The organism is Streptococcus mitis (genome assembly GCF_946190155.1).
GTDB classification, from domain to species: domain Bacteria; phylum Bacillota; class Bacilli; order Lactobacillales; family Streptococcaceae; genus Streptococcus; species Streptococcus mitis_CL.
Genome location: NZ_CAMHZL010000001.1, coordinates 63083 through 86997, shown reverse-complemented (window position 1 = coordinate 86997; position 23915 = coordinate 63083). Strand labels below are relative to the sequence as shown.

General features: G+C 39.6%; 24 protein-coding genes. 1 reads left to right on the top strand and 23 read right to left on the bottom strand.

Translation table 11 applies throughout. The features are described from left to right. Window positions 1–3 precede the first annotated feature (3 nt). From N8O80_RS00415 to efeO, 18 genes are all read right to left on the bottom strand, one after another. Window positions 4–273: a DUF1294 domain-containing protein gene (locus tag N8O80_RS00415; RefSeq protein ID WP_261026181.1), complete on the bottom strand. Its 270-nt coding sequence runs from the start codon at window positions 271–273 to the stop codon at window positions 4–6. Then, window positions 270–1307 (bottom strand): 3-isopropylmalate dehydrogenase, encoded by a 1038-nt coding sequence (gene leuB, locus N8O80_RS00410; RefSeq protein ID WP_261026179.1) that lies wholly within the window; start codon window positions 1305–1307, stop codon window positions 270–272. Before leuB ends, N8O80_RS00415 begins: the two co-directional genes overlap by 4 nt. Before the next feature lie 11 nt (window positions 1308–1318). Further along, on the bottom strand, window positions 1319–2881 hold the full coding sequence (locus N8O80_RS00405) for a 2-isopropylmalate synthase (protein ID WP_261026177.1): 1563 nt from the start codon (window positions 2879–2881) through the stop codon (window positions 1319–1321). A gap of 313 nt (window positions 2882–3194) precedes the next feature. After that, on the bottom strand, window positions 3195–3851 hold the full coding sequence (locus tag N8O80_RS00400; protein WP_261026175.1) for an MmcQ/YjbR family DNA-binding protein: 657 nt from the start codon (window positions 3849–3851) through the stop codon (window positions 3195–3197). Between the two features lie 43 nt (window positions 3852–3894). Further along, window positions 3895–4527: a copper homeostasis protein CutC gene (locus tag N8O80_RS00395; RefSeq protein ID WP_261026174.1), complete on the bottom strand. Its 633-nt coding sequence runs from the start codon at window positions 4525–4527 to the stop codon at window positions 3895–3897. A 92-nt stretch (window positions 4528–4619) separates the two neighbouring features. Continuing rightward, entirely contained in the window at window positions 4620–4979 is a 360-nt protein-coding gene (locus tag N8O80_RS00390; RefSeq protein WP_001237214.1) for a YbaN family protein, read from the bottom strand. Window positions 4980–5084: 105 nt separating this feature from the next. After that, a complete protein-coding gene (gene topA / locus N8O80_RS00385) occupies window positions 5085–7172 on the bottom strand; it encodes a type I DNA topoisomerase (RefSeq protein WP_261026173.1) in 2088 nt (695 codons plus the stop codon). A 231-nt stretch (window positions 7173–7403) separates the two neighbouring features. Continuing rightward, a complete protein-coding gene (gene dprA, locus N8O80_RS00380; protein ID WP_120770152.1) occupies window positions 7404–8252 on the bottom strand; it encodes a DNA-processing protein DprA in 849 nt (282 codons plus the stop codon). Between the two features lie 87 nt (window positions 8253–8339). After that, a complete protein-coding gene (locus tag N8O80_RS00375; RefSeq protein ID WP_261026171.1) occupies window positions 8340–9029 on the bottom strand; it encodes a sugar phosphate nucleotidyltransferase in 690 nt (229 codons plus the stop codon). 11 nt (window positions 9030–9040) lie between these two features. Continuing rightward, window positions 9041–9919 carry a DMT family transporter gene (locus tag N8O80_RS00370; protein ID WP_261026169.1) on the bottom strand — a complete coding sequence of 293 codons (879 nt, stop codon included), beginning with the start codon at window positions 9917–9919 and terminating at the stop codon, window positions 9041–9043. Beyond that, on the bottom strand, window positions 9909–10778 hold the full coding sequence (locus N8O80_RS00365) for a phosphotransferase family protein (RefSeq protein WP_120770150.1): 870 nt from the start codon (window positions 10776–10778) through the stop codon (window positions 9909–9911). Before N8O80_RS00365 ends, N8O80_RS00370 begins: the two co-directional genes overlap by 11 nt. Window positions 10779–10794: 16 nt before the next feature. Further along, complete coding sequence (locus N8O80_RS00360) at window positions 10795–11817, bottom strand: ribitol-5-phosphate dehydrogenase (RefSeq protein ID WP_261026162.1); 1023 nt, start codon at window positions 11815–11817, stop codon at window positions 10795–10797. Window positions 11818–11821: 4 nt separating this feature from the next. Next, entirely contained in the window at window positions 11822–12529 is a 708-nt protein-coding gene (locus N8O80_RS00355) for an IspD/TarI family cytidylyltransferase (protein ID WP_049488774.1), read from the bottom strand. A 337-nt stretch (window positions 12530–12866) separates the two neighbouring features. After that, a complete protein-coding gene (gene tatA / locus N8O80_RS00350) occupies window positions 12867–13037 on the bottom strand; it encodes a twin-arginine translocase TatA/TatE family subunit (RefSeq protein WP_000512113.1) in 171 nt (56 codons plus the stop codon). Then, window positions 13021–13752: a twin-arginine translocase subunit TatC gene (gene tatC, locus N8O80_RS00345; RefSeq protein WP_115904413.1), complete on the bottom strand. Its 732-nt coding sequence runs from the start codon at window positions 13750–13752 to the stop codon at window positions 13021–13023. Before tatC ends, tatA begins: the two co-directional genes overlap by 17 nt. Then, complete coding sequence (locus tag N8O80_RS00340) at window positions 13753–15441, bottom strand: FTR1 family protein (protein ID WP_261026153.1); 1689 nt, start codon at window positions 15439–15441, stop codon at window positions 13753–13755. Next, the gene (efeB, locus tag N8O80_RS00335) at window positions 15416–16630 is read right to left on the bottom strand and encodes an iron uptake transporter deferrochelatase/peroxidase subunit (protein ID WP_261026151.1); all 1215 of its coding nucleotides are present in this window, start codon (window positions 16628–16630) and stop codon (window positions 15416–15418) included. The genes N8O80_RS00340 and efeB overlap by 26 nt, the downstream gene beginning before the upstream one ends. Window positions 16631–16635: 5 nt before the next feature. Beyond that, window positions 16636–17508 (bottom strand): iron uptake system protein EfeO, encoded by an 873-nt coding sequence (gene efeO, locus N8O80_RS00330; protein WP_125447158.1) that lies wholly within the window; start codon window positions 17506–17508, stop codon window positions 16636–16638. 186 nt (window positions 17509–17694) lie between these two features. Between efeO and N8O80_RS00325 the strand changes: the two genes are divergently transcribed. Next, entirely contained in the window at window positions 17695–17994 is a 300-nt protein-coding gene (locus N8O80_RS00325) for a YbaB/EbfC family nucleoid-associated protein (RefSeq protein WP_000981526.1), read from the top strand. Between the two features lie 169 nt (window positions 17995–18163). Here N8O80_RS00325 and N8O80_RS00320 read toward each other — a convergent pair whose 3' ends face one another. From N8O80_RS00320 to pyk, 5 genes are all read right to left on the bottom strand, one after another. Beyond that, window positions 18164–19024, bottom strand: coding sequence for a methionyl aminopeptidase (locus N8O80_RS00320; protein ID WP_000631543.1), 861 nt, complete (start codon window positions 19022–19024; stop codon window positions 18164–18166). Between the two features lie 15 nt (window positions 19025–19039). Beyond that, window positions 19040–20317: a CBS-HotDog domain-containing transcription factor SpxR gene (gene spxR, locus N8O80_RS00315; protein WP_218493489.1), complete on the bottom strand. Its 1278-nt coding sequence runs from the start codon at window positions 20315–20317 to the stop codon at window positions 19040–19042. Beyond that, window positions 20310–20861 carry a GNAT family N-acetyltransferase gene (locus N8O80_RS00310; RefSeq protein ID WP_261026148.1) on the bottom strand — a complete coding sequence of 184 codons (552 nt, stop codon included), beginning with the start codon at window positions 20859–20861 and terminating at the stop codon, window positions 20310–20312. The genes spxR and N8O80_RS00310 overlap by 8 nt, the downstream gene beginning before the upstream one ends. 15 nt (window positions 20862–20876) lie before the next feature. Beyond that, window positions 20877–22136: a UDP-N-acetylglucosamine 1-carboxyvinyltransferase gene (locus tag N8O80_RS00305; protein WP_020902409.1), complete on the bottom strand. Its 1260-nt coding sequence runs from the start codon at window positions 22134–22136 to the stop codon at window positions 20877–20879. Window positions 22137–22355: 219 nt separating this feature from the next. Further along, a complete protein-coding gene (gene pyk, locus N8O80_RS00300; protein WP_120770140.1) occupies window positions 22356–23861 on the bottom strand; it encodes a pyruvate kinase in 1506 nt (501 codons plus the stop codon). Window positions 23862–23915: the final 54 nt, after the last annotated feature.

Below are 23915 nucleotides of genomic sequence, written 5' to 3'. Positions count from 1 at the left end.
CCATTACCTCCAAATAACATATAAGGCTACTAGTGTGGACACCATCCCGAGAAACCAAACTGTTTTAAAATACCATTTTCGAGTCTTGTGGTGAAAAATGATTCCTGCTAACCAGGCACCAAAACCACCACAAGTAAAGGCTAAAATAAGTAAGATTTTCTCAGGGATGCGCCAAGCTCTTCTCCTTGCCTTGGATTTGTCAATGCCATAAATGATGAAAATCATGACATTCCAAATCAAAAGGACTAGAGTAATTTTTTCGTCTAACTTCATAACCTTGCGATAATAGCTTCCGTCATTTCCTTTGTCGAAGCCTGTCCTCCTATATCTCTCGTTAAAATTCCAGATGCCAAACTTGTTTCAACAGCATGCTCGATACGCTCTGCATCCTCATAACGACCAAAGCTATCTCTCAACATCATGGCAACTGACAAAATCATGGAAATAGGATTGGCAATTCCTTGACCTGCAATATCAGGCGCTGAACCGTGAATGGGCTCATAGAGACTTGGTCCATTTTCAGAATGACTGGCTGATGGCATAACTCCAAGTGTGCCAGATAGGACGCTTGTTTCATCCGAGAGAATATCTCCGAAAAGATTTTCTGTCACGATGACATCAAACTTAGCAGGATTGGTAATCATGATCATGGCAGCTGAGTCCACCAGCTGATGTTCCAAGGTCACATCTGGGAAATCTTGTGCGACCTTCTCAGCTACTTTCCGCCAGAGTTTTGAAGTTGCTAACACATTTTGCTTATCGATGCTGGTAAGGATTTTTCTCCGACTTCTTGCAATATCAAAAGATTTGCGAATAATCCGCTCCACTTCCTCGTAGCTATAGTCGTTGATATCACGCGCTTTTCTTTCTTCAAGAATATGATCCCCAAAGTAAATCCCGCCTGTCAACTCCCGCACAACGACAAAGTCCACCCCAGCAATTCGTTCTGGTTTTAGTGGTGACAAATGCTTGAGACTCTCAAAGATTTTGACAGGGCGAATATTGGCATAGAGATTGAGTTCCTTACGGAGAGCCAGCAAGCCTTGTTCAGGCCGAATCGCTGCTCCATCATACTGAGGACTACCGATAGCCGCTAGGAGAATGGCATCTGCTTCACGACATACCTTGAGAGTTTCACCAGGTAAGGGATGCCCTGCATCATCGATACCTGCACCTCCAAAAGGTCGTCTATCAATCTCATAGTCAAAACCTGTTTTTTCAGCTAGGGCTTCCAGAACCTCTAAACCAGCCTCCATGATTTCTGGGCCAATTCCGTCCCCTGCTAGAGCTACTATTTTCTTTGTCATAGCCTTCTCCTTTACACACTAGGCATATCGCGGTAAGAAACACTGCGTCCCATCTCACCAGCATTCTCTTTTTGAACAAAGGTATTAGCATTGATGTAGGCAATAGCAGATGCTTTCAGTACATCGAAATCAAGCCCTACTGCATTAAAGATGGTTTCTGTATCTCTGTTTTCAACAGTGACCAAAACCCGAGCTTGGGCATCAATTCCATCTGTCACCGCATCGATAGTGTAGGATAGCAAGCGAACAGATTGATTGAAGAACTTATCGATAGCATTGAAGATTGCTTCAACAGAACCTTGCCCTGTCGCATTAAATTCAACCTTCTCACCATCCATATTGGCTAAGCTAACGAGCGCTTCAATGTCATTATCTTCATGAGTTTGAAGTTGCAAATCATCAAAATGGAAGCCTTCTGGATTTTCAACCATGGTTCCTGCTACTAGAGCGCGAATATCTGCATCTGTGATTTCTTGTTTCTTATCAGCCAGTGCCTTGAACTTAGCAAAGAGTGGTTTGATGTCCTCTTCTGTAAAGTCTAGGGCCAATTCTCTTAGTTTCTCGACAAAGGCATGGCGACCAGACAATTTTCCAAGTGGGAGGCTATTACTCTTGACACCGACCAATTCAGGAGTGATGATTTCATAAGTAAGAGGATTTTTAAGGACTCCATCTTGATGAATGCCAGATTCGTGAGAGAAGGCATTGCCACCGACCACAGCCTTGTTTTTAGGAACTGGGATACCTGAGAAGCGGGAAACCATTTCTGACGTATTGATGGTCTCATTTAGGACAATACTGGTTTCTGCTTGATAGTAATCTTGGCGAATATTGAGCGCCACTGCTATTTCTTCCAGAGCAGCATTTCCAGCTCTCTCCCCGATACCATTGATGGTTCCTTCGACTCGTCCTGCACCATTCTTGACAGCAGCAAGGCTGTTAGCCACTGCCATTCCAAGGTCATCATGACAGTGAGGCGAATAGATGATCTGACGATCCGTCTTGACATTCTCAATCAGGTATTTGAAGATGGCTCCGTACTCTTCTGGAGTGGTGAATCCAACCGTATCAGGAATATTGATATAAGACGCCCCTGCATCAACCGCTGTTTGAACAACTTGCAGAAGGAAATCCAACTCTGTTCTGGTCGCATCCTCTGGAGAGAACTCGACAACCTCAAACTTAGAACAGGCATAGGAAACATGCTCCTTAATAGCTTCCAAAATCTCTTCCTTGCTCTTGTTGAGCTTATACTTGCGGTGAATTGGACTGGTAGCGATAAAGACGTGAACCTGTGGATACTTAGCGTCCTTGAGGGCATCGTAACAAGCATCAATATCAGACTTGACAGAGCGTGCTAAACCAGTCACCGCTGTTTTCTTCAAGACCTTGGCAATCTCCTGAACTGCTGTAAATGAATCAGGACTCGCCGCTGGAAAACCAGCTTCAATTGCTGAAATGCCCCATTTCTCCAGCTGTCTTGCAATGGCTATTTTTTCCTTTATTGAAAAATTAACACCAGGTGTCTGTTCTCCATCCCGAAGGCTGGTATCTAGAAATTCAACTGTTCTCATAAGATTTCCTCTTTTCCAAATATGGTTTTAAAAAAACATCTCGCTCAGAAGTCCAAGCGAGATGTTGATTTACTCCCGCTTGGTAAGCCAAACAGGACTAATGCTTTTTGCACTAGCCCGAGTACCTCAACAACAAAGCGAATTGATTAAACTTAGCTGTTTTCATGTTTGACTTTCTCCTTCGTTTGATATCTTGTTTAGTATTTTAGCATAGGCAAAAGTACTTGTCAAGAAAAAATCCAATATTTTCTGAAAATTTCTTCAGTAGAGAATATTTTGCTAATTGAAAGTTCTTGAAAAATCTTGAAATGTTTCATTTTTTAGTGGTTAAGTTCCAACTTTTTTCCATCAATTCCAGTACTTCTTCATCTGATAAAGTATCATCAAGCGCCACACTAATCCAGTAACGTTTATTCATATGAAAAGCTGGATAAATGCCCTTGTGTGAAAGCAAATCAGCTACTTGGTCATGCTTGAGGTTGACTGCTTCCACCTGTCCTTCTCTGCCCTTTTCCAACTTATCCCAAGAAATTTTCATCAAGACGGCATACCACTTTTTATTGCCTTCGTGTCTTAACACTGCTGTATCAGGCGATTTCTCCCACAAATACTCCAACTGATTACCATACTTTTCCTGAACCTGAACAATGATACGCTTAGTCTGAGGACAGATAAAATCCTGTACCTCAAAACAAGCCTTCCTAATCTGGTAAAGAATCTCCAGACAAGCCTCACGAATACTTGCGACAAAACTTCCTCTCATGCTTTCCATATGGACTTGAGGATAGAGATCACCAGTCTCCTGGTCAAAGACTTGAAAACTCACATTATCAGCAGTGATGGACACAGTCATGACAAAGTCACCCTGCAAAATCTGGCAACTATAGATCCAGACTTCCCCATTTTTTACAAAACCATAGGCACGAGCCTTTTCTTGATTAAACTGATAGGATTTAAAAATTTCAAACATAAGTGAAAACTGCTACCAAAAGCTAGCAGTTCCTTTCTATTTTTTAAAAGACAACCTTGGTTCCGTGCAATTGTGTCACGCCCAGTTGGTCAATAAAGATTTGACGGTTGTCAAGGTCAATCCCCCCACCTGGTAGAATTTCAATTTTACCTTTAGCGTGCTCCAAAATTCTGTGATAGTGAGCAAAACGTTTTTCTAAGGAGTCACCAGACACACCAGCACGAGTCAGGATACGAGTGACACCGGCTTGGCTGAGCCAGTCAATAGCTTCCAGTTGATCTTCATCACTTAGTTCATCAAAAGCCATGTGGAAGACAATTTCCATTCCTTTTGATGCAGATATCAACTTCTCCAGATTAGGTTTATCCAACTTCTTATCAGCAGTTAAAGCCCCAAATACAACCCCTTGACTTCCAGCCTGAGCAGTCAACCGAATGTCTTCTAGCATAATAGCAATTTCTAGTTCATTATAGACAAAATCACCACCACGTGGACGAATCATGGTCATGATGGTTGTATCGTAGTTAGCTGCCAATTCAACCGCTGCCTTGGTCACTCCATAGCTTGGTGTTGTTCCTCCCACTGCTAGATTATCACAGAGTTCGATTCGACGAGCTCCAGCCTGCATCGCTTTTTCAAGCAAGGTCACATTTTCAGCACAAAATTCGTAAATCATTTGATTCTCCTTGAAGATTACTTTAAATTTATTATATCATATTGTTGTAAATATGTTTTCAATTTTATCAAGGCAAATAACTACTATTTTAACTATTCTTTGTCTGGAATGACTTTAAATAGGTAATAGGTGATAAAGATGGTCAAAGCTCCCAGACCGATTTTGACTGGTAAAAGAGGTGCAAAATAAATGGAAATTCCCATCAAAATGTAGATAGAAACGATGATTTTTTTCTTACGTTCACGCGCAATAGACTTAGTCTCGCGAAAATCAGCTACATATGCTTGATAGAGCTTGGTATGATAAAGCCAGTCTTCAAAACGCTTGGAACTTCTGGAGAAACAAGCAATAGACAGTAAAAGAAAAGGTGTTGTAGGCAACAAGGGTAAAACTACACCAACAATAGCCAATGCCAGTGATAAAAAACCAATTATCAAATAGATAAGACGCATAACTACTCCTAATTAAAATAATCTTCCTCTAGTTTCGCATACAATGGTGAATTTTGTCAAGTTCTAACCAAAAGGAGCCTGAAATTCACTTTCAGGACTCTCCTCTTATTTAATCTTTTCTTCTTCGTAGTCACCCTTGCTACAAACAACCTGATTGCCACTACCACGGACTTTTTTCTCCATGAGGAAGTTGCCACATTTTGGACAGTCACGACCAACAGGCTTATCCCAAGAGGTAAATTCACATTCTGGATAGCGATTGCAACCATAGAAAAGACGATTGCGTTTGGTTTTACGCTCAATAATTTGTCCCTGATGACAACTTGGACACTCAACACCAATCTCTTTCACGATTGCTTGGGTATGACGGCAATCTGGGAAATTGCTACAAGCGTAGAACTTACCAAAACGACCAAGTTTAATGACCATTGGACTGCCACACACTTCACAATTAAATCCAGCTGGTTCATCCTTGATCTGGATTTTCTCCATTTCTTCTTCAGCCTTGGCGACTTCCTTAGAGAATGGTTTGTAAAAGGCATCAATGACACGTTGCCACTGCTCTTTTCCAATTTCGACGTCATCAAGCTTGCCTTCCATTTCAGCTGTGAAGGTCACGTTTACAATATCCGGGAAATATTCAACGATGAGCTTGTTAACAATTTCTCCCAACTCTGTCGGTTCAAAGCGTTTGGCTGCAAGGCGAACATAATAACGTTTCTGAATGGTTTCAATGGTTGGTGCGTAAGTTGACGGACGGCCAACCCCATTTTCCTCCAAGGTCTTGATCAATGTCGCTTCAGAATAACGAGCAGGCGGTTGAGTGAAATGTTGCTCTGGTTTGCTATTGACCTGCTTAACCACATCTCCAACAGCCATGTCTGGTAACATCTTATTCTTGTCAGAATCATTGTAAATGGCAAGATAACCATCAAACTTAACCTGACTACCATTAGCAGCAAATTGAACCCCATTTTGAGACAATTTAACAGCCATAGTATCAAAGACAGCAGCTGTCATCTGACTCGCTACAAAACGATTCCAAATAAGAGTATAAAGCTTGAGCTGATCCTTGTCCAGATACTTAGCAATACTTTCAGGTGTATTAAAGACACTAGACGGGCGAATAGCCTCATGGGCATCCTGAGCTCCTGATGCATTTTTGACCTTGCTACCATGCTTAGAATACTTGCTACCAAAACGGTCCGTAATGAAGTTTGCTGCCTCATTTTGCGCCACTGGACTGATACGAGTCGAATCGGTACGCATATAGGTGATTAAACCTTGAACACCAGAACCAATATTAATTCCTTCATAAAGCTGTTGCGCAACCATCATGGTCTTTCGAGTACGGAAATTGATTTTATTAGCAGCATCCATCTGCATAGATGAAGTGGTATAGGGTAAAGGAGCATTGCGTTTGCGCTCTTTCTTATCTACCTGATCCACTGAAAAATCTTTGCTAGTCAGACGAGACAAGACTTCCTTGACCTCATCATTACTAGTCAGTTTCAGCTTTTTACTATCCACTCCATAGAAGGAAGCCTGGAATTGCTTGGTTCCCTTTTTAAAGACAGCATCAATTGTCCAATATTCTTCTGGTTGGAAGGCATTAATTTCATTCTCACGGTCAATGATGAGTTTAAGGGCAATGGACTGTACGCGCCCTGCTGATAAGCCCTTCTTGACCTTTTTCCACAAAATAGGCGAAATCGAATAACCTACCAAGCGGTCTAAGACACGACGAGCCTGTTGGGCATCGACCAAGTCCATATCAATCTTGCGAGGTTCTTTAAATGCATTTTTGACTGCATCCTTGGTGATTTCATTGAAGACCACACGGTTGGCATCATTTTCATCCAAGTTGAGAATATGGGCCAAATGCCAAGAAATCGCTTCTCCTTCACGGTCCGGGTCACTCGCCAGAAAGACTTTATTAGCTTTTTTAGCTTCTTTTTTCAAGTCATTGATAAGAGGACCTTTTCCTCGGATATTGATATATTGCGGTTCATAATTATTTTCAATATCGACGGACATACTAGATTTCTTCAAATCACGGATATGGCCGACGCTGGCTAAAACCTTGTAGTTTCTGCCGAGATATTTTTCAATCGTCTTGGCCTTAGCAGGCGACTCCACGATTACTAGATTTTTTTTAACTGTTGATTTTTTCTTTTTTGTTGCCGTAGCCACAGTATCACACCTTTTCAAAGTAATAAACTTTATAAAGTGTAAACCATTTTTTGAACCCTGTCAAGACTTAGCTACTATAATAGAAGAAAAGTTTGTCTAGTAAGCGGACTTTCTTCTTATACTCAATGAAAATCAAAGAGCAAACTAGGAAGCTAGCCGCAGGTTGCTCAAAACACTGTTTTGAGGTTGCAGATGGAAGCTGACGTGGTTTGAAGAGATTTTCGAAGAGTATTAAAATTCAAATTCCGCAAGAACATCCTTCCCACTTGTAACCAATTTTGCCCCTTCTTGAATCAAATGATGGCAACCGTCTGATAGTCCATCTAAAATGCTACCAGGAATAGCAAAGACATCGCGTCCTTCTTCCATTGCTCGCTCACAGGTAATGAGACTACCTGAGCGCATCTTGGCCTCTGCTACAATCACACCACGGCAAAGTCCAGCAATGATGCGATTACGGGCAGGAAAATGAAATTTCAGAGGTTGTTCGCCAGGTCCATATTCACTGAGAACCAGATGGTCATTGCCGATGTAGTTTTGCAAGCGTTTATTGGCTTTAGGATAAAACACATCCAGTCCTGTTCCAATCACTGCAATGGTTTTTCCGCCATTTTGAAGAGCTGCCATATGGGCTGCTGTGTCTATTCCCTTGGCTAATCCACTGACGATAACCAGTTCATTTTCCAATCCTTGAATGACTTTTTCAACTGACTTAGCTCCCTGTTTGCTACAAGCACGACTACCGACAACTGCTACCTTAGGGAATTTCAAGAGATCCAGATTTCCCTTGTAAAATAAAAGTACAGGCGCATCATAAATTTCACTCAAATCCCAAGGGTAACAGTCATCTAAAATAGAGAAAGATGGAAATTTTTGAAACTCCTTCTCCAAATGCGCATCGTCTATCTGAAAATAACGTTCCATAAAAACAGCTGGATTTCGGCAACCTGATATATCTGCAATATCACCCAACAAAAGCTCCTGATCGACATTTTCACCGTATTCTAGGACTTTCAAAATCTGTTGATTGGTCAAACCTGATTTTTTTAACTTATAGATTTCATAATTTGTGATTTTCATAAATATCTCCATTTCTTTTTCTACTCATCTATTTATTCGTAAAAAATCAAAAAAACATCCGACTATTTTAGCCAGATGTTGGAATTTTTAATTTTCGTTTTTAAGAATTTCTTCTAATTTATGATAGTCTTGGACACTATCGATTTCATAGATGCTATTGCCTTCTAATTCTTCAACATAGACATCTAGCTCTTTGATATTATCCTTAACCATATTGTCCCAGTAGAGATCAACAAATTCACCACTTGCATAGGCCTTGTCAATAAAGCTAACAATTTTTTCTGCTGTTGGAGCATCCCAGAAGGATACACCACTAAGGATGCGGCCTGCCTTACTATCAACAGTAATGTCTTGAACCTTATAGTCATCTCCATAGACCAAGAACCATTCGTTGGTACAATCTTCACGATAGACACTAAAATAAGTCGAACGAGTCAAATCATTGCGGAACATATTTTTAAAGAGATAATTATCGGCATCAATAACATAACTGTTGGCCAATTCTTCTTTTACAAGATAGAGAGAATAAAAGTTATTGTAGTCAGCGTATTTATCATTGAAGACGAGGTGAACACCATATTTTTCTTTCAAGTAATCGAATTGTTCTTTAAGGTAACCAACAATGATGATGATGTCATTGATTCCTTTTTCTTTTAAAAACTCAATTTGGTATTCAATCAAGGGTTTTTGATTAACTTGAACCAAGGCTTTAGGGGTATTTTCAGTCATAGGACGCAAGCGAGTTCCCAATCCCGCTGCTAAAATGATGGCTTTCACACGAATCTCCTTTATTCTTTAATAATAATATAAACTCCAGCAATGACGACAAGTGAAGTAATAATGGTCAGCATATCTAGCGGTGCACCCAAGAAAACAACTGCAAACAAGACTGTCCAAACTACATAACTCACGTTCAATCCTGTAGCCTTGGCTGGTTGCAAGCGATTGATAGCGATATAATAAGCCAAGTAAGAAATCATATCAAAGGCTACAAAGACAATCATAAGACCTAACAATTGTCCATTGGCCACTTCTGCAAATGACTGATGAGAGAAGAGCACAATCACAAGATAGGACAAGAATGAAGTCACTTGACGAATTAAGAGGGCTTCGATTTCACTCAATTCACTTTCCATGGCAAAAGAGCTAAGAACACTCTCACTTCCCCATGCAATAGCACAAACCAAAGCACAGAGAATTCCAATATAGAAAGAATTAACCTGTTCAACCTTATAGGTCTGAGCAATTATCCCTCCAATAATCAAGACAATCCCAAACACAGTATTTTTCGAAATCTTATGCTTCAAAAAGAAGAAAGCCAATAAAACTGAAATAGCAGGATAGATAGCGGATACAGATGAAGCTAAAGAACTTCCGATATACTTAACTGCATAAAGATTGGCCTGCATACCGATAGGGCCTGCTAGCAAGGCTCCGATGATCACACTCACATTGCGAATATTTAAGAAAATTGAGAGACGAACTTTTCCTTCTTTTACCAAGAGAAAAGCTAGTAGGATAAAGATACTCAAGAAATCGTGAGCAGCGGCCACCACAAAGGGCGACAAATCTGTAAAAATTGAAAAGATGTAAGCACTAATTGTTAGACCTAAACCCCAGAAAATACCTGAGAGTAGACCAAAAGAAACTCCATTTTTATTTTTCATCAGAACCTCCATAATTAGCCAGACCTTTAACAGCTCTTTGGTAACGACTCACACCATAGTCACCAAAATCTGCACCTTGCTCTTCTTTGTAGACTGTCCATAAACTCCAAATAGCATCTTGTAAAATTTTATAAATGGCAATCTTTTCACGAGAGACAGGTGTTTGCTCACTCTCATAGTGAGATAAGAAGGCTTCTTCCTCTTGACGAGTGAATTCAGACTCTAAAAAGAGGGCGGCCAAATCCCACATTGGATCGTTCATTGATGAATATTCCCAGTCAATCAGATAAAGTCGTCCTTGAGGTGATTCTATAAAGTTTTCAGGCACCAAATCGATATGACAAGATTTTCTGTCAACACCTAAGGCAGCCAGTCTTTTCTCTAAGGAGAAGACTTCTTCTCTAACTGCTTCATAGTTAGCATAAGGGATTTTTTCGTCAATCAAAGATTCGTATTTTTTGATTTCTTCAAAAGGAGCAAATTCTCCCCTTAATTCCTTACCAGAAGCATGAATGGTTTGTAAAATTGGAGCAATTTTATCGAACTTTGTCTTGATTGACGTTGAATCAAGTGTAATAGCAGATTCGATATACTCATTTACTTTGATACCAGCTTCAATATCAAAAAGATAATTTTTTACATCTAAATCTAAATCTTTTAGTAGTTCAAGATTGTACTTTTCATCTTGACGATTAATCAGTTTTTCTGTCCCTTTACCAAAGAATTTAACAATGTATTGCTTATTTGTTGTTTTGGCCAAATAGTTTTGATTGGTCATTCCCCCCAGTTGTTCAACACTGAGGACTTCCTCTTCTTGACTAAGTAAGGAAAAAATTTTTTCTTTAATGATTTTCTCCACAATTAACCTCCAGGACTTATACTTCCCACTTAAACACTGTTTTAAAGGCTGTGTTTAAATCGGTAGCAAAGACACGGTGAATATCTTTAATTTCTCTTACAGGTTCTTCTAGATAAAGGATATTTTTAAGACGATTGGCAAATTTCTTGACTTCCATCATTTGGATGGCATTTTCAAAATCAATGCGACCAGAACGAGAGGACCCAACCAAGAGCAAGCCCTTTTCTAAGGCATCGCGTGTATTGAGATTGACTTTATATTCGCTAACTCCCATCATGAGAATCGTTCCCTGAGGACGCATATAGCGAATCAAATCATTAATAGCTGGTCCAGTACCATCACCACCACAACACTCAAAAGCATGGTCAAAGGCCAAATCTTCAGGAATATTATCAGTAATATAGCATTCCTTGGCAAAAGAGAAGAGTTCCAACTTTTCCCAATGACGACCAATAACCACAATCTCTGCTTCTGGCAAAGTATAGTTGATAATATTGGCAACCACAAAAGCTAAACTTCCATCTCCGATGACGGCGATTCGGTCCCGCTTGCTATGAGCAAGTGTCAATAAGCGATTCATAGCATGCATACCGACACTGACAAACTCTGTAATGGCTGCAACCGTATCTTCGATAGCATCATAAGGCACCACACGATCTTTAGGGAGAGAAACAAATTCTCTCATAAAGCCATCAAAGCCACTAGACAAGAAATGGGTCCCTATCATGTAGTTTTCATAGAATTCTTCATCACTCTGCATAGGAGGCTGATTGGGAATCATGACAACTTTTTGACCAACCTCGTAGGTTCCTGTCGGGTCAGAAATAACGGTTCCACATGACTCGTGAATCATTGCCATTGGAAGTTTTTTATTCAAAATCTTCGGATCACGTTTTCCTTGGTAGTAACGCTGATCCGCATGACAGACCGCCATATAATTAGGGCGGATGAGGATATGATTCTCTTGGTCAATAGCCTCTTCCTGATATTTGACATTGATAAACTTAGGCTTTGTTAGTTGGTAAATTTGATTAATCATTTTATTACTCTTCCTCAATCATGCTTTTTGCAATCTTCAAATCTGTTACTGTAGTAATTTTCAGATTTGAATATTCACCCTTAGCCAAGGCTACATCTTTTCCTTTGATTACAAAGATTTTACATGCATCTGTTAAGATTTCTTTCTCTTCGGCAGAGAGAGAACCGTAAAGATCCATGAAGTCCTTGCAACGGAATGTTTGAGGTGTTTGTCCTTGATAGAGGTGAGCACGATTTGGAATATCTGTAATAAATTGACCGTTAGTACTTTCAACGATAGTATCAACCGCTTCTACCACTGTGTCCACTGCGTCATGATTTTGAGCAAGTTTGATATTGTCTTGAATCATACGAAGCGTAATGAATGGACGAACAGAATCGTGGGTAACAACGATGTCCTCTGGAGTAAGCGGACGATAAGCATCAATGGCTTCAATGATTTTCTCAATACTCGTATTACGGTCAGCACCACCTTTTGTAATGATGATACGATCTTTATGAAGAGGTAGATATTTATCTACAAGATCCTCTGCATGGGAAACCCAGTCTCCATGAACCCCAACCACAATTTTTTCAATACTTGGTTCCAAGACAAATTTTTCAATTGTATGAATCAAAATAGGTCGATCACCTAGCTCTAAAAATTGTTTTGGCAAATTACTGATTCCCATACGTGTGCCAGTTCCACCGGCAAGAATTCCTGCATAAATCATCTATTTTCTCCTTTGTCTTACTAAAAAAACTTATTCTCTCTATTATACCACAATCTAGTCCTATCATAAAAGAAATACTAGTCATCCCGTTCTAGAATAGGAGGATTAAGCAGTTCCATTATTCAAAGAAACTAGTCCATTTCTAGTAGTGACTAGGAATTCAATAGTCATTACTAATAAATGGCTGTGAAATTTTAGAGTTCTTCAAAATAATATAGTTTTCTTAAAGAAAGCTTAAATTTATATTTTCTTAATACAAGAAAAAGCTAGGAAATAATAAATTGTCCGATAGAGACACACTTCCTAACTTCTTATTTTTTAGTAAAACTCACCAGTCTTACTCTTCCTTATCTTGATTTTCAGTTCCTTTAACTGCTTTTTTAAATTCAGACAGCATTTTACCGATTGACTCGCCTAGTTCAGGCAATCGCTTTGGTCCGAAGATCAAGAGAGCTCCTAAAACGATAATAATCAATCCTGGTGCTCCGATATCACGTAAAATTCCCATTTCTCTCTCCTTTCTGCTTGCGTTTCATAATGTGTTTGCTGATAGCAATACTCAATTCATAGAGTAATATCAAGGGGGCAGTCATTGCCAAATCGCTGACAAAGTCAGCTGGTGTCAAGATGACTGCGAGTACCAATAAAATAAAATAAGCATATCGGCGATAAGCAATCAATAATTCTGGTTCAATGAGTCCAATTGACGTCAAAAAGGCAATGATAACTGGCAATTCAAAAATCAGAGCCAAGGGCAAAGTCGTTTGAAAAACAAAGGACAGATAATTTTGAGCTGTTAACTGTGTTTCAAATAGTCCTTCTCCTAGCCCTAATAAAACCTGAAGTAAGGCTGGTGTTACAAAGTAAAAACCAAAAGCCAGTCCAACTAGAAAACAAAGGAAACTAGCTGGAATATAGGCAAAAATTGCTCTAGCTTCTTCCTTTCTTAAACCAGGTTTGATGAAAGACCAAATATGATAAACTGTATAAGGTAGGGTGATGGTAAAGGCCATCAGACTAGCCAAACGTATGTATATCCATAAAATATCATTAGGACCTAAAACAATCAACTTTTGCTGAAAAGATTGGGTCACATACTGGTAAATCTGGTCTGCAAAAAGCAGAGAAACACAGAATACCAAAAAGAAACAAATGACCACTGCCAATAATCTCTTTCTAAATTCTACCAGATGTTCAACGATTGTCAATTCTTTTCTATCCATCTATTCTTCACCCTGTCTGAAAGTGACAATCAAAACGATAACAACAAAGATTAGCTGACTGACCAAGCCTTCCCAACTTGGATAAATTCCAAGCAGGTCAATCGTTGGAAATCCTGTCAGCAAGTGATTTGGCGCCATATTTGTCAACTGAAGAGCATGGATACTAACTCCCAGCATCTTGAAGGCTAGGGCATAAATCATCCAAGTCAGGATAAAGAAGACCTTATGTGGCAGGAAGAATTGACTGGCCTTGTTCATCACGATGGCAATAACTACCAGAACCAGCAAGGCAAGTGAAATTCCCAAGACAAATTCAAAACTGGAAATTCTTGGTAAAATCCCAACATAAAAAAGAATGGTTTCTGCTCCCTCACGGAAAACAGCTAGAAAACTGAGGGCAAACATAGAAATAAAGGATCCTGTCTTGGTCACTGTTTCCATTTGTGACTCCATAAAGGCATTCCATTTTTTGACTGAAGATTTGCTATGAAGCCAGATTCCAATCACAATCATCATAGCTACCGCAAAAATCCCAACTGCTCCTTCGATGATTTCACGATTGGATCCTGATGTTACTGCTGGAAAGGCAATTTGCAGGATGAAAGCAATAAGAAGACTGGCCATGATTCCAGTGATAGCACCACCATAAACCCACTTGAGCCCTTTTCGCATCTTGGCTGCTTTCAAGGTCGTCACTAAGGCCATAACGATTAAGAGCGCCTCTACTCCTTCTCTTAGGAGAATGAGCATAGCATCAAAGGCATTGTATCGTGAACTGGTATCAATTTGTGATAAATCTACAATCAGTTTTTCTAATTTTTCTTGATATTCCTTCTCACTTCCCTTGACCATAATCACAGGGCTTTCACTTTCCACTCGAGTATAGAGGGAAGGATTGGTCGTGCTAACAGAACCTTCAATCGTTGGCCAGATAGTAATAAATTCCTTCATACTGGCTGCTCCTGATGCTTGGTCACCAGCTTGGAATTGTTCCAAAGCCTTCTTCAAAAGGGCAATACCGTCTTTAAGAGTCAAACTAGAAGATGCTTCTGCGACTTCTTTTCCAGTTACAAAATCATCAATAGCCTTTTTTAAGTCCTCGAAGGAAGTCTGGATTGAGTTAAAATCCGTAGGCTCGGTTTCCATACTACTACGCAAGAAAGAAATAGCTGTTTCAACACGTCCATAATGGGCCGTACTATTGTCACGAACCACACTTTCATTGATAGTCCAAGTGGAATTCATTTTCTTAAAAGCTTCTCGGATCTTTTCCAAATCTTTGGATGCAATGGCCTGCTCTAAGGCTTCAAAACGAGGACTTAGACGGTTTACCAATTTTTCTTTTTCAGCATCTAAGTCAACAGGATTTTGTTCTTTTTCAAAGGCTAATAGGGCTGCAGAAATTTCAGTGAGTTTATCTTCAGTGATATCTCCTGATTGAGCTAACTTTTCCTTGATGACTTTACCAGCCTCAGAATTGCTGTCTTCTACTCTTTCAAAGTCTGTTGCCATCTCCTTAACGAGTTTCTGGGCTTCAGACTGATCACCATTTTTTACTGCTTTAGACGCATCAGTGATTTTCACAAAGTAAGAACTCAAGCTTTCTTGGGCACCTACTGGGGAAAGAATTAAAAGTGACAAAGCTAAAACCAAGAACCAGCTTTTAGCCTTCCAGTAATTTTTGTCCAATGTAGCCTCCTTTCTCCACACCACCAAAGCAAGCAAATAGGCCACTACCGATGTGAGTGATATATTCATTCATCTTATCTGTAGCACCTAGATTGGTTTGAACCTTGACAAAATTATCAGGATCTTTCTGGAAAGAAATGAAGAGCAAGCCCGTATCAAACTGGCCAGTCTTTTCATCAATTCCATCAGAGTAAGAATAAGAACGACGTAAAAGGGGCTTATCCACTTCTTTGGCCAAACGAACATGCGAATCATCTGGTAAAAGACTCAAATCCACTTCATCAAACTCATTTTTCTTACCAAAGGGGGCACCACTTTCCTTGTAACGACCAAAGGTATTTTCTTGTTCTTCAAGACTAGTGCGGTCCCAGGTCTCTAAAAACATCTGAATCCGACGAACTGCCATATAAGAACCATTTTCCATCCAGTCCTTACTATCAGCCCAGATAACGCGGTCAAAGTCTTGCTCCTTGCTTGGATTTGCTGTTCCATCCTTAAAACCAAAGAGGTTACGCGGTGTCTCCATTCGATCTCCGATAGCTGCAAATCCAGACTGACTCCAACGAAGGGTCACTGCATTTCTCCCCTTACGGATGAGATTGCGAATAGCGTGAAAGGCAACTTGCTCATCATCGGCACAAGCCTGAATCACAATATCTCCACCTGTATATTTTTCACGCAATTGCTCTTTAGGAAAAGGCGGTAAATCCCTGAACACTTGAGGACGCTTATTTTCCAAGTTCATCTTTTTCAAGAAACTGGCAGACACACCAAAAGTCAGCGTTAAACGATGAGGATTGAGCCCGACTGTTTCACCAGTATCGCTCGGAGGCAAGAGAGTATTTTTCCCATCTTTTTTGACCAATTCCCCCTCGACCAATTTGGCACTATAATCCGTCCAATCCTTAAACAACTGGATAATCTTATCCTTATCCGTCGTATGCAAGTCCAAGACCACAAAATAAATATTCTTTTGCATGGGCGTACTAATCCCAGCTTGATGCTTGCCATAAAAAGCAATTTTTTCATTTCCGTACGAGATTTTTTCCTGACTTCCTAGCTTAGGTGCGAAAAAAGCAGAAGCACCAGAGAGTCCTAGCGCTAAACCAGCCCCTCCAATCCCTGCTTTTTTTAGAAATTCTCGACGGTCCATTTTCTTCTCAAAAAACTTTTCGTCTTTTTCAGTCATGACTCTTATTCTCCACTAAGAAATTTACCCATTTGTGACAGAGGTTCACCAAGTTTTGTCACTGCTTCTGACAATTCTTTGGTATCTTCTTTTGTCAAATCAGTATAGAGCTTGTAGTGTTCCTTGTCGATCATGTGTTTGTCCAACAAGCTATTAACAGATTTGAAATCTGCTTCCAATTCTTTAACTAGGTTAGCGTCTGATTTTTCAAGCAAAGGTTTAAAGAGTTGGAAAATCTTCTCAGCTCCCTCAATATTGGCACGGAAGTCATACAAGTCTGTATGAGAATAAACTTCCTCTTCACCTGTAATCTTGCTTGTCGCTACTTCATTGAGCAAGTCAACTGCCCCAGTCAACATAACCTTGTAGTCCACATCTACAGTTGCAATCTTGGCTTTCAATTCCTTGATATCATTTACCAACTGATCGCCGTAGCTTTCAGTTCCTTTAGTTGTATTGTCTTCCCAAAGGATACGCTCGATACGGTGGAAACCTGACCAACCTTCTTCTGTCTTGTTTTCGTCCATGTAGTCTGCCAAACGGAAGTCAATCTTGACATCTGACTCACCAAAACTTTCAGCAATTGGTTCTGAACGCTCATAGGACATACGAATCAGTGGATAAACTTTCTTAGCCTCTTCTAATTTGCCTTCTTTCAACAATTTGACAAAGCCTTCCGTATCTGTCAACAGTTTATCGATTTGCTCTTGCACAAAAGTTTTATAGTCAGAAGTGGCCTTATCAAGCATTTTTTGCTTGTCTTCAGACAAGGCTGTCACCTTGGACGAATCACTTGTGTTGCTTGGCTTAGATTGATTATTAGCACAAGCTGTCAATAGCAAGGCTGAAGATAAAAGGACAAAACCTAGTTTTTTCATTGTTTACTCCTATTGGTTCAGGAAACCTGAATTAATTTTACGTTTCATTATAGCATGTTTTCACTCATTTTTCAATAAATTTTCAGACAATTTAATGTTAAGTAATTTATACTAATAATAGACTTTTAACCTCAAAATTGATAAAATAGGAAGGAAAATAATTGTAAAAGGAAACTATAAAACACTATGATGAACATGCAAAACATGATGCGCCAAGCACAAAAACTTCAAAAACAAATGGAACAAAGTCAAGCTGAACTTGCGGCTATGCAATTTGTTGGCAAATCTGCTCAAGACCTTGTCCAAGCGACCTTAACTGGAGATAAGAAAGTTGTCAGCATTGACTTCAATCCAGCTGTCGTTGACCCAGAAGACCTTGAAACTCTTTCTGATATGACCGTTCAAGCAATCAACTCTGCTCTTGAACAAATCGATGAAACTACCAAGAAAAAACTGGGTGCTTTCGCTGGGAAATTGCCATTCTGAGCATAAGAAAAAAGCTCCATAATATCTGTAGATAAGTCTCCTACAGATATTATGGAGCCTATTTTGTTGTCTTCAAAAGCCTGAAAACATCAATACAATGCGTTTATTTTATATGAAAAGATCTACTGAATTTTTCAAAATAAACTTCCAGTAGCCTTTTCACTTTTTATTAATAAGTTCCTTCTTCTCCTTGGCTAGTCAAGATTACCGGACCATCCTTAGTAATGACAAATTGGTGTTCATATTGGCAAGATAGGCCACCGTCAATGGTCTTATGCGCCCAACCGGTCTTCATATCTGTATCAATTTCCCAGTCACCTGTATTGATCATTGGTTCAATAGTCAAGACCATTCCTTCACGGAGACGAAGCCCACGACCTGCAATACCATAGTTAGGAACCATTGGTTCTTCATGCATAGTTGGGCCAACACCATGACCAACCAAATCACGCACTACACCGTATCCACGACTTTCAGCGTATTCTTGAATAGCCGCACCGATATCACCGATACGATTTCCAACAACAGCCTGCTCAATCCCCTTGTACATAGCTTCTTTAGTTACATCCATCAAGTTTTTCACTTCTTCGGACGGTGTACCAACAGCATAAGCCCAACATGAGTCTGCTAAACCACCAGAATAGCTCTGAGTGTATTTTTTCATTTGTTCCACATTGTTGAAGTTTAATTTTGAGACATTCAGGTCAGATTTAGCAATTGGACCTCCCAAAACCATGTCAACCTTGAGCAAATCACCATCTTTCAAGATATAGTGACGAGGGAAAGCATGAGCCACTTCATCATTAAGAGAGCAACAGGTAGCATAAGGATAGTCCATCATTGCACCGTCAACTCCAATCTGAAGCGGAAGGAAATTTTCTTCCTTGCAACGACGTCGGACATACTCTTCAACTTCCCACATATCTACGCCAGGCTTAATCAAATCACGCAAGCCGATATGAATACTTGCTAGAAAGTCACCTGCCTTATCCATAGCTTCGATTTCACGAGCTGATTTTAATGTTATCATTTTTTCTCCTAGTTTCTAATTAATTTTAACGGTTACATTTGCCTTTGAAACAATCTGATGACCATGATAAATATCGTAGTCAATAATAGCCGACCGTCTTGTATGATGGATAATGCGTGCTTGAATGCGCAATATATCATCTATCTGAACAGCCTGCAAAAAGTAAATCAGCATCTGCTCAATAATGAGATTTCGACCACTATTAACAACTAAATCTTGGGTCATGTGGGTCAAAATTTCTGCCAATACACCATTAGCCAAAACACCGTTCTTCTCAAGCATAAAGGGTTCCACTGTAATGACTACTTCATCATGATGATAAGAAAGTTTTTGTCCAATCTGCTCAGAAAAAGTAGGTAGAGCAGAAACTTGGGAACGACTCATCTTCTCCATGACATCTCGTCTAGTTACAACCCCAAGCAAGGTTTGATTACTTCGAATAACTGGTACCATTTCAAAGTCTTCAGCAATCATCCGTTGACTCACATTGGCAATATTTGTCGATAATCCAACTAAAAATAGACTACGAGACATGACCTTATCAATTGTCGTACTTGGCGATTTATCACCAGCGTCTCTCATGGTTACAACTCCAACAACAACCTGATGTTGATTAATAACAGGGAAACGACTGCTACGATTCTTACGTACCAAGTCCAAATAATCTTTAACTGTGTCAGTCTCTCTCAGAAAACCATACTCATGACTCGGACGGTACAGTTTCTCAACTGTCAAAATATCTGTTTTGATTTGAACATTTGACAAGGCTTTATTGATCATGGTCGCAACGGTGAAAGTGTCGTGCTTGCTTCTCAGGACAGGAATTCCTTTTTGATTGGCCAGTTTAATCACATCATCATGAACCTGAAATCCACCTGTAACCAAGACTGCATTTTCATTTTCCAATGCTAACAATTGAATACGAGTCCGATCTCCGACAATCAAAAGTCCCCCATCATGAAGGTAAGACAAAATATTTTGCTCAGTCATGGCACCGATCGAGAACTTACTAAATTCTCTCTCTAAACCTTCTTGACCAGCCAAAACCTCAGAAGAAGTCACTTCTGCAATTTCAGCAAAAGTTAATCTCTCTATAGCAACTTTCTGAGACTTAACACGTATAGTACCACTTCTTGGGCGAGTCTCTACAATTCCACGGTTTTCAGCTTCCTTGATAGCCCGATAGGCCGTTCCATCACTGACTCCTAGATGGTTGGAAATGCTTCGAACACTGACTCTTTTACCAACGGGTAATTCTTCCAAATAGCTTAGAATTTCTTGGTGTTTACTCATTAATTTCTCCCTTTACAAAGCGAAACTCAAGATAATCTCGCATTTTCCTTGTATAGCGATCACTTCCTTTAAATTGCCGAATTAAACGGAATCCAGACTTAAAAGCAACTTTTTGGCTAGCTTCATTTTCAAGATGAGTAATGATGGATAATTGTTTTAAACCAAATTCCTCAAAAGAAAGCTGACAAATTTTTCTAACAACCTCGGTCATAAATCCTTGCGACCAAGCATCTTTTCTCAAAAAATAGCCAAGCTCAGCTTCTTTTTTGATTTCATCTAACTTCTCAAATTTAATAGAACCAATCATTTTTTCAGTTTTCTTATCACAAATAGCCCATACCCCTAAAGGAGCCTTCATAAAATAATTGGCCAGTGCATATTGACTTTCTTCTGGACTAGCTTGACTTGGAAAAATGAATTGTAAATTTTCTGGATTTGAAGCTATATCATGGAAGTCCTTACTATCACTAAAAAAGAAAGGACGCAAATACAAGCGATCCGTTTCAAAAAAAGAAAACATTGCTAATTTGGTCCAAATATTCATAAACACCTCTACGGTTTATTCTTCAACAAGTGTAATATCCGCTCCTAGATTACGTAATTTTTCAATAATATCTGAATAACCACGTAAGATGAACTCAATATTTGTAATTTCAGTTTTACCTTCAGCCATTAGTCCAGCAATGACAAGTGCTGCCCCAGCTCTAAGGTCAGTAGCTTTTACATTTGCACCACGTAAACTACGTCCACCAGTATATAAAATATGGTCGTTTGTAGTCGTAATATCCGCGTCCATCTTTGCTAGTTCAAAAACATGGTTTACACGTTTCTCATAAATGGTATCAATAATGGTTCCACGCCCCTCTGCTGTTAACAGAAGAGGAGTAATTGGTTGTTGCAAGTCAGTAGCAAAACCTGGATAAGGAGCTGTCTTAATATTGATTGCTTTCAAATTAGACTGTTCCTCAACAAAAATGCTGTCTTCAGATACAGTCATTCTCACTCCCATTTCTTCCAACTTAGCAATAAATCCTTCTAAGTGTTCATAAAGAACATTATTAATACGAATTCCCTTACCGACTGCAGCAGCTAAGGAAATGTATGTTCCCGCTTCGATACGATCTGGAATCACCTGATGACGCGTTCCATGTAATCTGTCAACACCATCAATAATGATAATATTGGTTCCAGCACCACGGATATGGGCTCCCATATTATTCAAAAGTGTCGCAACGTCAATAATTTCAGGTTCACGGGCTGCATTTTCAATAATAGTACGCCCATTTGCTTTAACCGCAGCAATCATCGTATTAATCGTCGCACCAACACTTACCGTATCCATGTAAATACTTGCACCATGAAGTCCCACATCTTTAGCAGATAACTTCATGTTATCACCCTCGTAGCTAACAGTGGCTCCCATAGCTTCAAAAGCCTTAAGATGTAAGTCAATAGGACGTGGTCCCAAATCACATCCTCCAGGTAAACCAACTGTAGCTTCCCCAAAGCGACCTAAAAGACTTCCATAAAAATAATAAGATGCACGAAGACTATTGATTTTCCCATAAGGCATTGGAATATTTTGAACACCTCTTGGATCAATCTCTAACACATCGTCATAACGCTTAACGGTAGCGCCCATCAATTCCATAATTTCGACAAGACTAGCAACATCCGAAATATCTGGAACACAATCCAAAGTCACAACATCATCTGCCAAGATAATAGCTGGAATCAAAGCTACAACACTATTTTTTGCACCACTAATGGTAATCTCACCTTGCAGGGGCAAGCCACCATTGATAACAATTTTTCTCATTTTAAATTTTTAATACTCTTTCAAAATTTCTAAAAAGGTCCTACGTTAAAGTATACCATAATTTCACCTTTTTTTCCATCATTTTCAATTATATTAGCTGAATCGTATTTGTATTAACTGGCCTTTTTTAAAAAGTTTTGCCCCTTATTTGCCCCCTGCTACAAAAAAACCTATCATACAGGCTAGAAAGCTTGATATGATAGGCTTTTTTCATTTTAATTAACGTACTGTACGGATACGCATTGTGTTTGTACGTACAGCTTCTCCAACTGGTACACCAGCTACGATAACGATATCGTCACCAGATTGTACAAGACCTGCTTCAACTGCTTTACGTTCAGCAATTTCGAACATATCATCAGTTGATGATGGAGCATCTGTCAACATTGGGATAACACCCCAGTTCAACATCAATCCACGTTCTGTCAATTCGTCGAATGTCAATGCCAAGATGTCAGCATTTGGACGGTATTTAGAGATCAAACGTGCAGTGTGACCTGTCTTAGTAAGAGTTACAACCAATTTAATGTCCATTGAGTTAGTAGCATCTTTAACAGCTGAAGCCATTACTTCTGTCTTAGAGTTACGTTCAAATGAATCTGAGTTCAAACGACCGTATTCGTTAAGAAGAGTCTGAGCGTTCTTGTCGATTGTAGCCATTGTAGTTACTGACTCAAGTGGGTATTTACCGTTTGCAGACTCACCTGAAAGCATTGTAGCATCAGTACCGTCGATAACAGCGTTGAATACGTCTGATACTTCTGAACGAGTTGCACGTGGTTTTTCAGTCATTGTTTCAAGCATGTTCGTTGCTGTGATAACAACTTTACCTGCAGCATTGACTTTCTTGATAATCATTTTTTGGTAAACTGGAACCATTTCGAATGGTACTTCGATACCCATGTCACCACGAGCGATCATGATACCATCAGCAGCTTCGATGATTTCATCCAAGTTGTCGATACCTTGTTGGTTTTCGATTTTAGCGAACAATTGAACGTGTCCGTTTCCAGTTTCTTTACAGATTGCACGAACTTCGTTCACGTCTTTTGCAGTACGTACGAATGAAATTGCGATGAAGTTAATCCCTTGTTCAAGACCAAAGCGGATATCGTCGTTATCACGTTCAGCAAGAGCTGGGAAAGGAATTTTAGTGTTAGGGATGTTAACACCTTTTTGTTTAGCAATTACGCCATCATTTTCAACTTCAACTTCAAACTCACGAGTTGCGTCATCTTTAGCAACCACACGAAGACCAAGTTTACCATCGTCAACCAAAACTTGACGACCAACTTCAACATCATCATAGATATCAAGAGCACCAGCAACGTTTAATGCAATCACTTCACGAGTTGACTTGATTCCTTGTTTAGTCGCAACACGGATTTTTTCACCAGTTGTGTAAGAGTACTCTTTTGCATCTCCTTCAAACAATTCTGTACGGATTTCTGGTCCTTTTGTATCAAGAAGGAAACCAACTTTTTTACCTGCAAGTTTTTCTGCAAGTTTAACAGTTGCCATACGGTCACCTTGTTCTTGGTGGTCACCGTGTGAGAAGTTGAAACGGAATGTGTTAGCACCAGCTTCGATCAATTTAGCAATGTTTTTAGCTGAAGCTTCAACATCAAGTTTTTCACCCCAGTATCCGTCATCACCGAATTTTTTACCACCGCGGATTTCTACCGCAGGTCCCAAAGTTGCAACGATTTTTACACGTTTGTTCATGATTTTTGTGACTCCTTTATATATGACCTTTTTGGTCTTATTAACTAAATTATA

Coding starts and splice junctions, on each gene's coding strand:
- N8O80_RS00415 (WP_261026181.1), bottom strand. CDS start 273: ATGAAGTTAGACGAAAAAATTACTCTAGTCCTTTTGATTTGGAATGTC.
- leuB (WP_261026179.1), bottom strand. CDS start 1,307: ATGACAAAGAAAATAGTAGCTCTAGCAGGGGACGGAATTGGCCCAGAA.
- N8O80_RS00405 (WP_261026177.1), bottom strand. CDS start 2,881: ATGAGAACAGTTGAATTTCTAGATACCAGCCTTCGGGATGGAGAACAG.
- N8O80_RS00400 (WP_261026175.1), bottom strand. CDS start 3,851: ATGTTTGAAATTTTTAAATCCTATCAGTTTAATCAAGAAAAGGCTCGT.
- N8O80_RS00395 (WP_261026174.1), bottom strand. CDS start 4,527: ATGATTTACGAATTTTGTGCTGAAAATGTGACCTTGCTTGAAAAAGCG.
- N8O80_RS00390 (WP_001237214.1), bottom strand. CDS start 4,979: ATGCGTCTTATCTATTTGATAATTGGTTTTTTATCACTGGCATTGGCT.
- dprA (WP_120770152.1), bottom strand. CDS start 8,252: ATGAAAATCACAAATTATGAAATCTATAAGTTAAAAAAATCAGGTTTG.
- N8O80_RS00370 (WP_261026169.1), bottom strand. CDS start 9,919: ATGAAAAATAAAAATGGAGTTTCTTTTGGTCTACTCTCAGGTATTTTC.
- N8O80_RS00360 (WP_261026162.1), bottom strand. CDS start 11,817: ATGATTAATCAAATTTACCAACTAACAAAGCCTAAGTTTATCAATGTC.
- N8O80_RS00355 (WP_049488774.1), bottom strand. CDS start 12,529: ATGATTTATGCAGGAATTCTTGCCGGTGGAACTGGCACACGTATGGGA.
- tatA (WP_000512113.1), bottom strand. CDS start 13,037: ATGGGAATTTTACGTGATATCGGAGCACCAGGATTGATTATTATCGTT.
- tatC (WP_115904413.1), bottom strand. CDS start 13,752: ATGGATAGAAAAGAATTGACAATCGTTGAACATCTGGTAGAATTTAGA.
- efeB (WP_261026151.1), bottom strand. CDS start 16,630: ATGACTGAAAAAGACGAAAAGTTTTTTGAGAAGAAAATGGACCGTCGA.
- efeO (WP_125447158.1), bottom strand. CDS start 17,508: ATGAAAAAACTAGGTTTTGTCCTTTTATCTTCAGCCTTGCTATTGACA.
- N8O80_RS00325 (WP_000981526.1), top strand. CDS start 17,695: ATGATGAACATGCAAAACATGATGCGCCAAGCACAAAAACTTCAAAAA.
- N8O80_RS00320 (WP_000631543.1), bottom strand. CDS start 19,024: ATGATAACATTAAAATCAGCTCGTGAAATCGAAGCTATGGATAAGGCA.
- spxR (WP_218493489.1), bottom strand. CDS start 20,317: ATGAGTAAACACCAAGAAATTCTAAGCTATTTGGAAGAATTACCCGTT.
- N8O80_RS00310 (WP_261026148.1), bottom strand. CDS start 20,861: ATGAATATTTGGACCAAATTAGCAATGTTTTCTTTTTTTGAAACGGAT.
- N8O80_RS00305 (WP_020902409.1), bottom strand. CDS start 22,136: ATGAGAAAAATTGTTATCAATGGTGGCTTGCCCCTGCAAGGTGAGATT.
- pyk (WP_120770140.1), bottom strand. CDS start 23,861: ATGAACAAACGTGTAAAAATCGTTGCAACTTTGGGACCTGCGGTAGAA.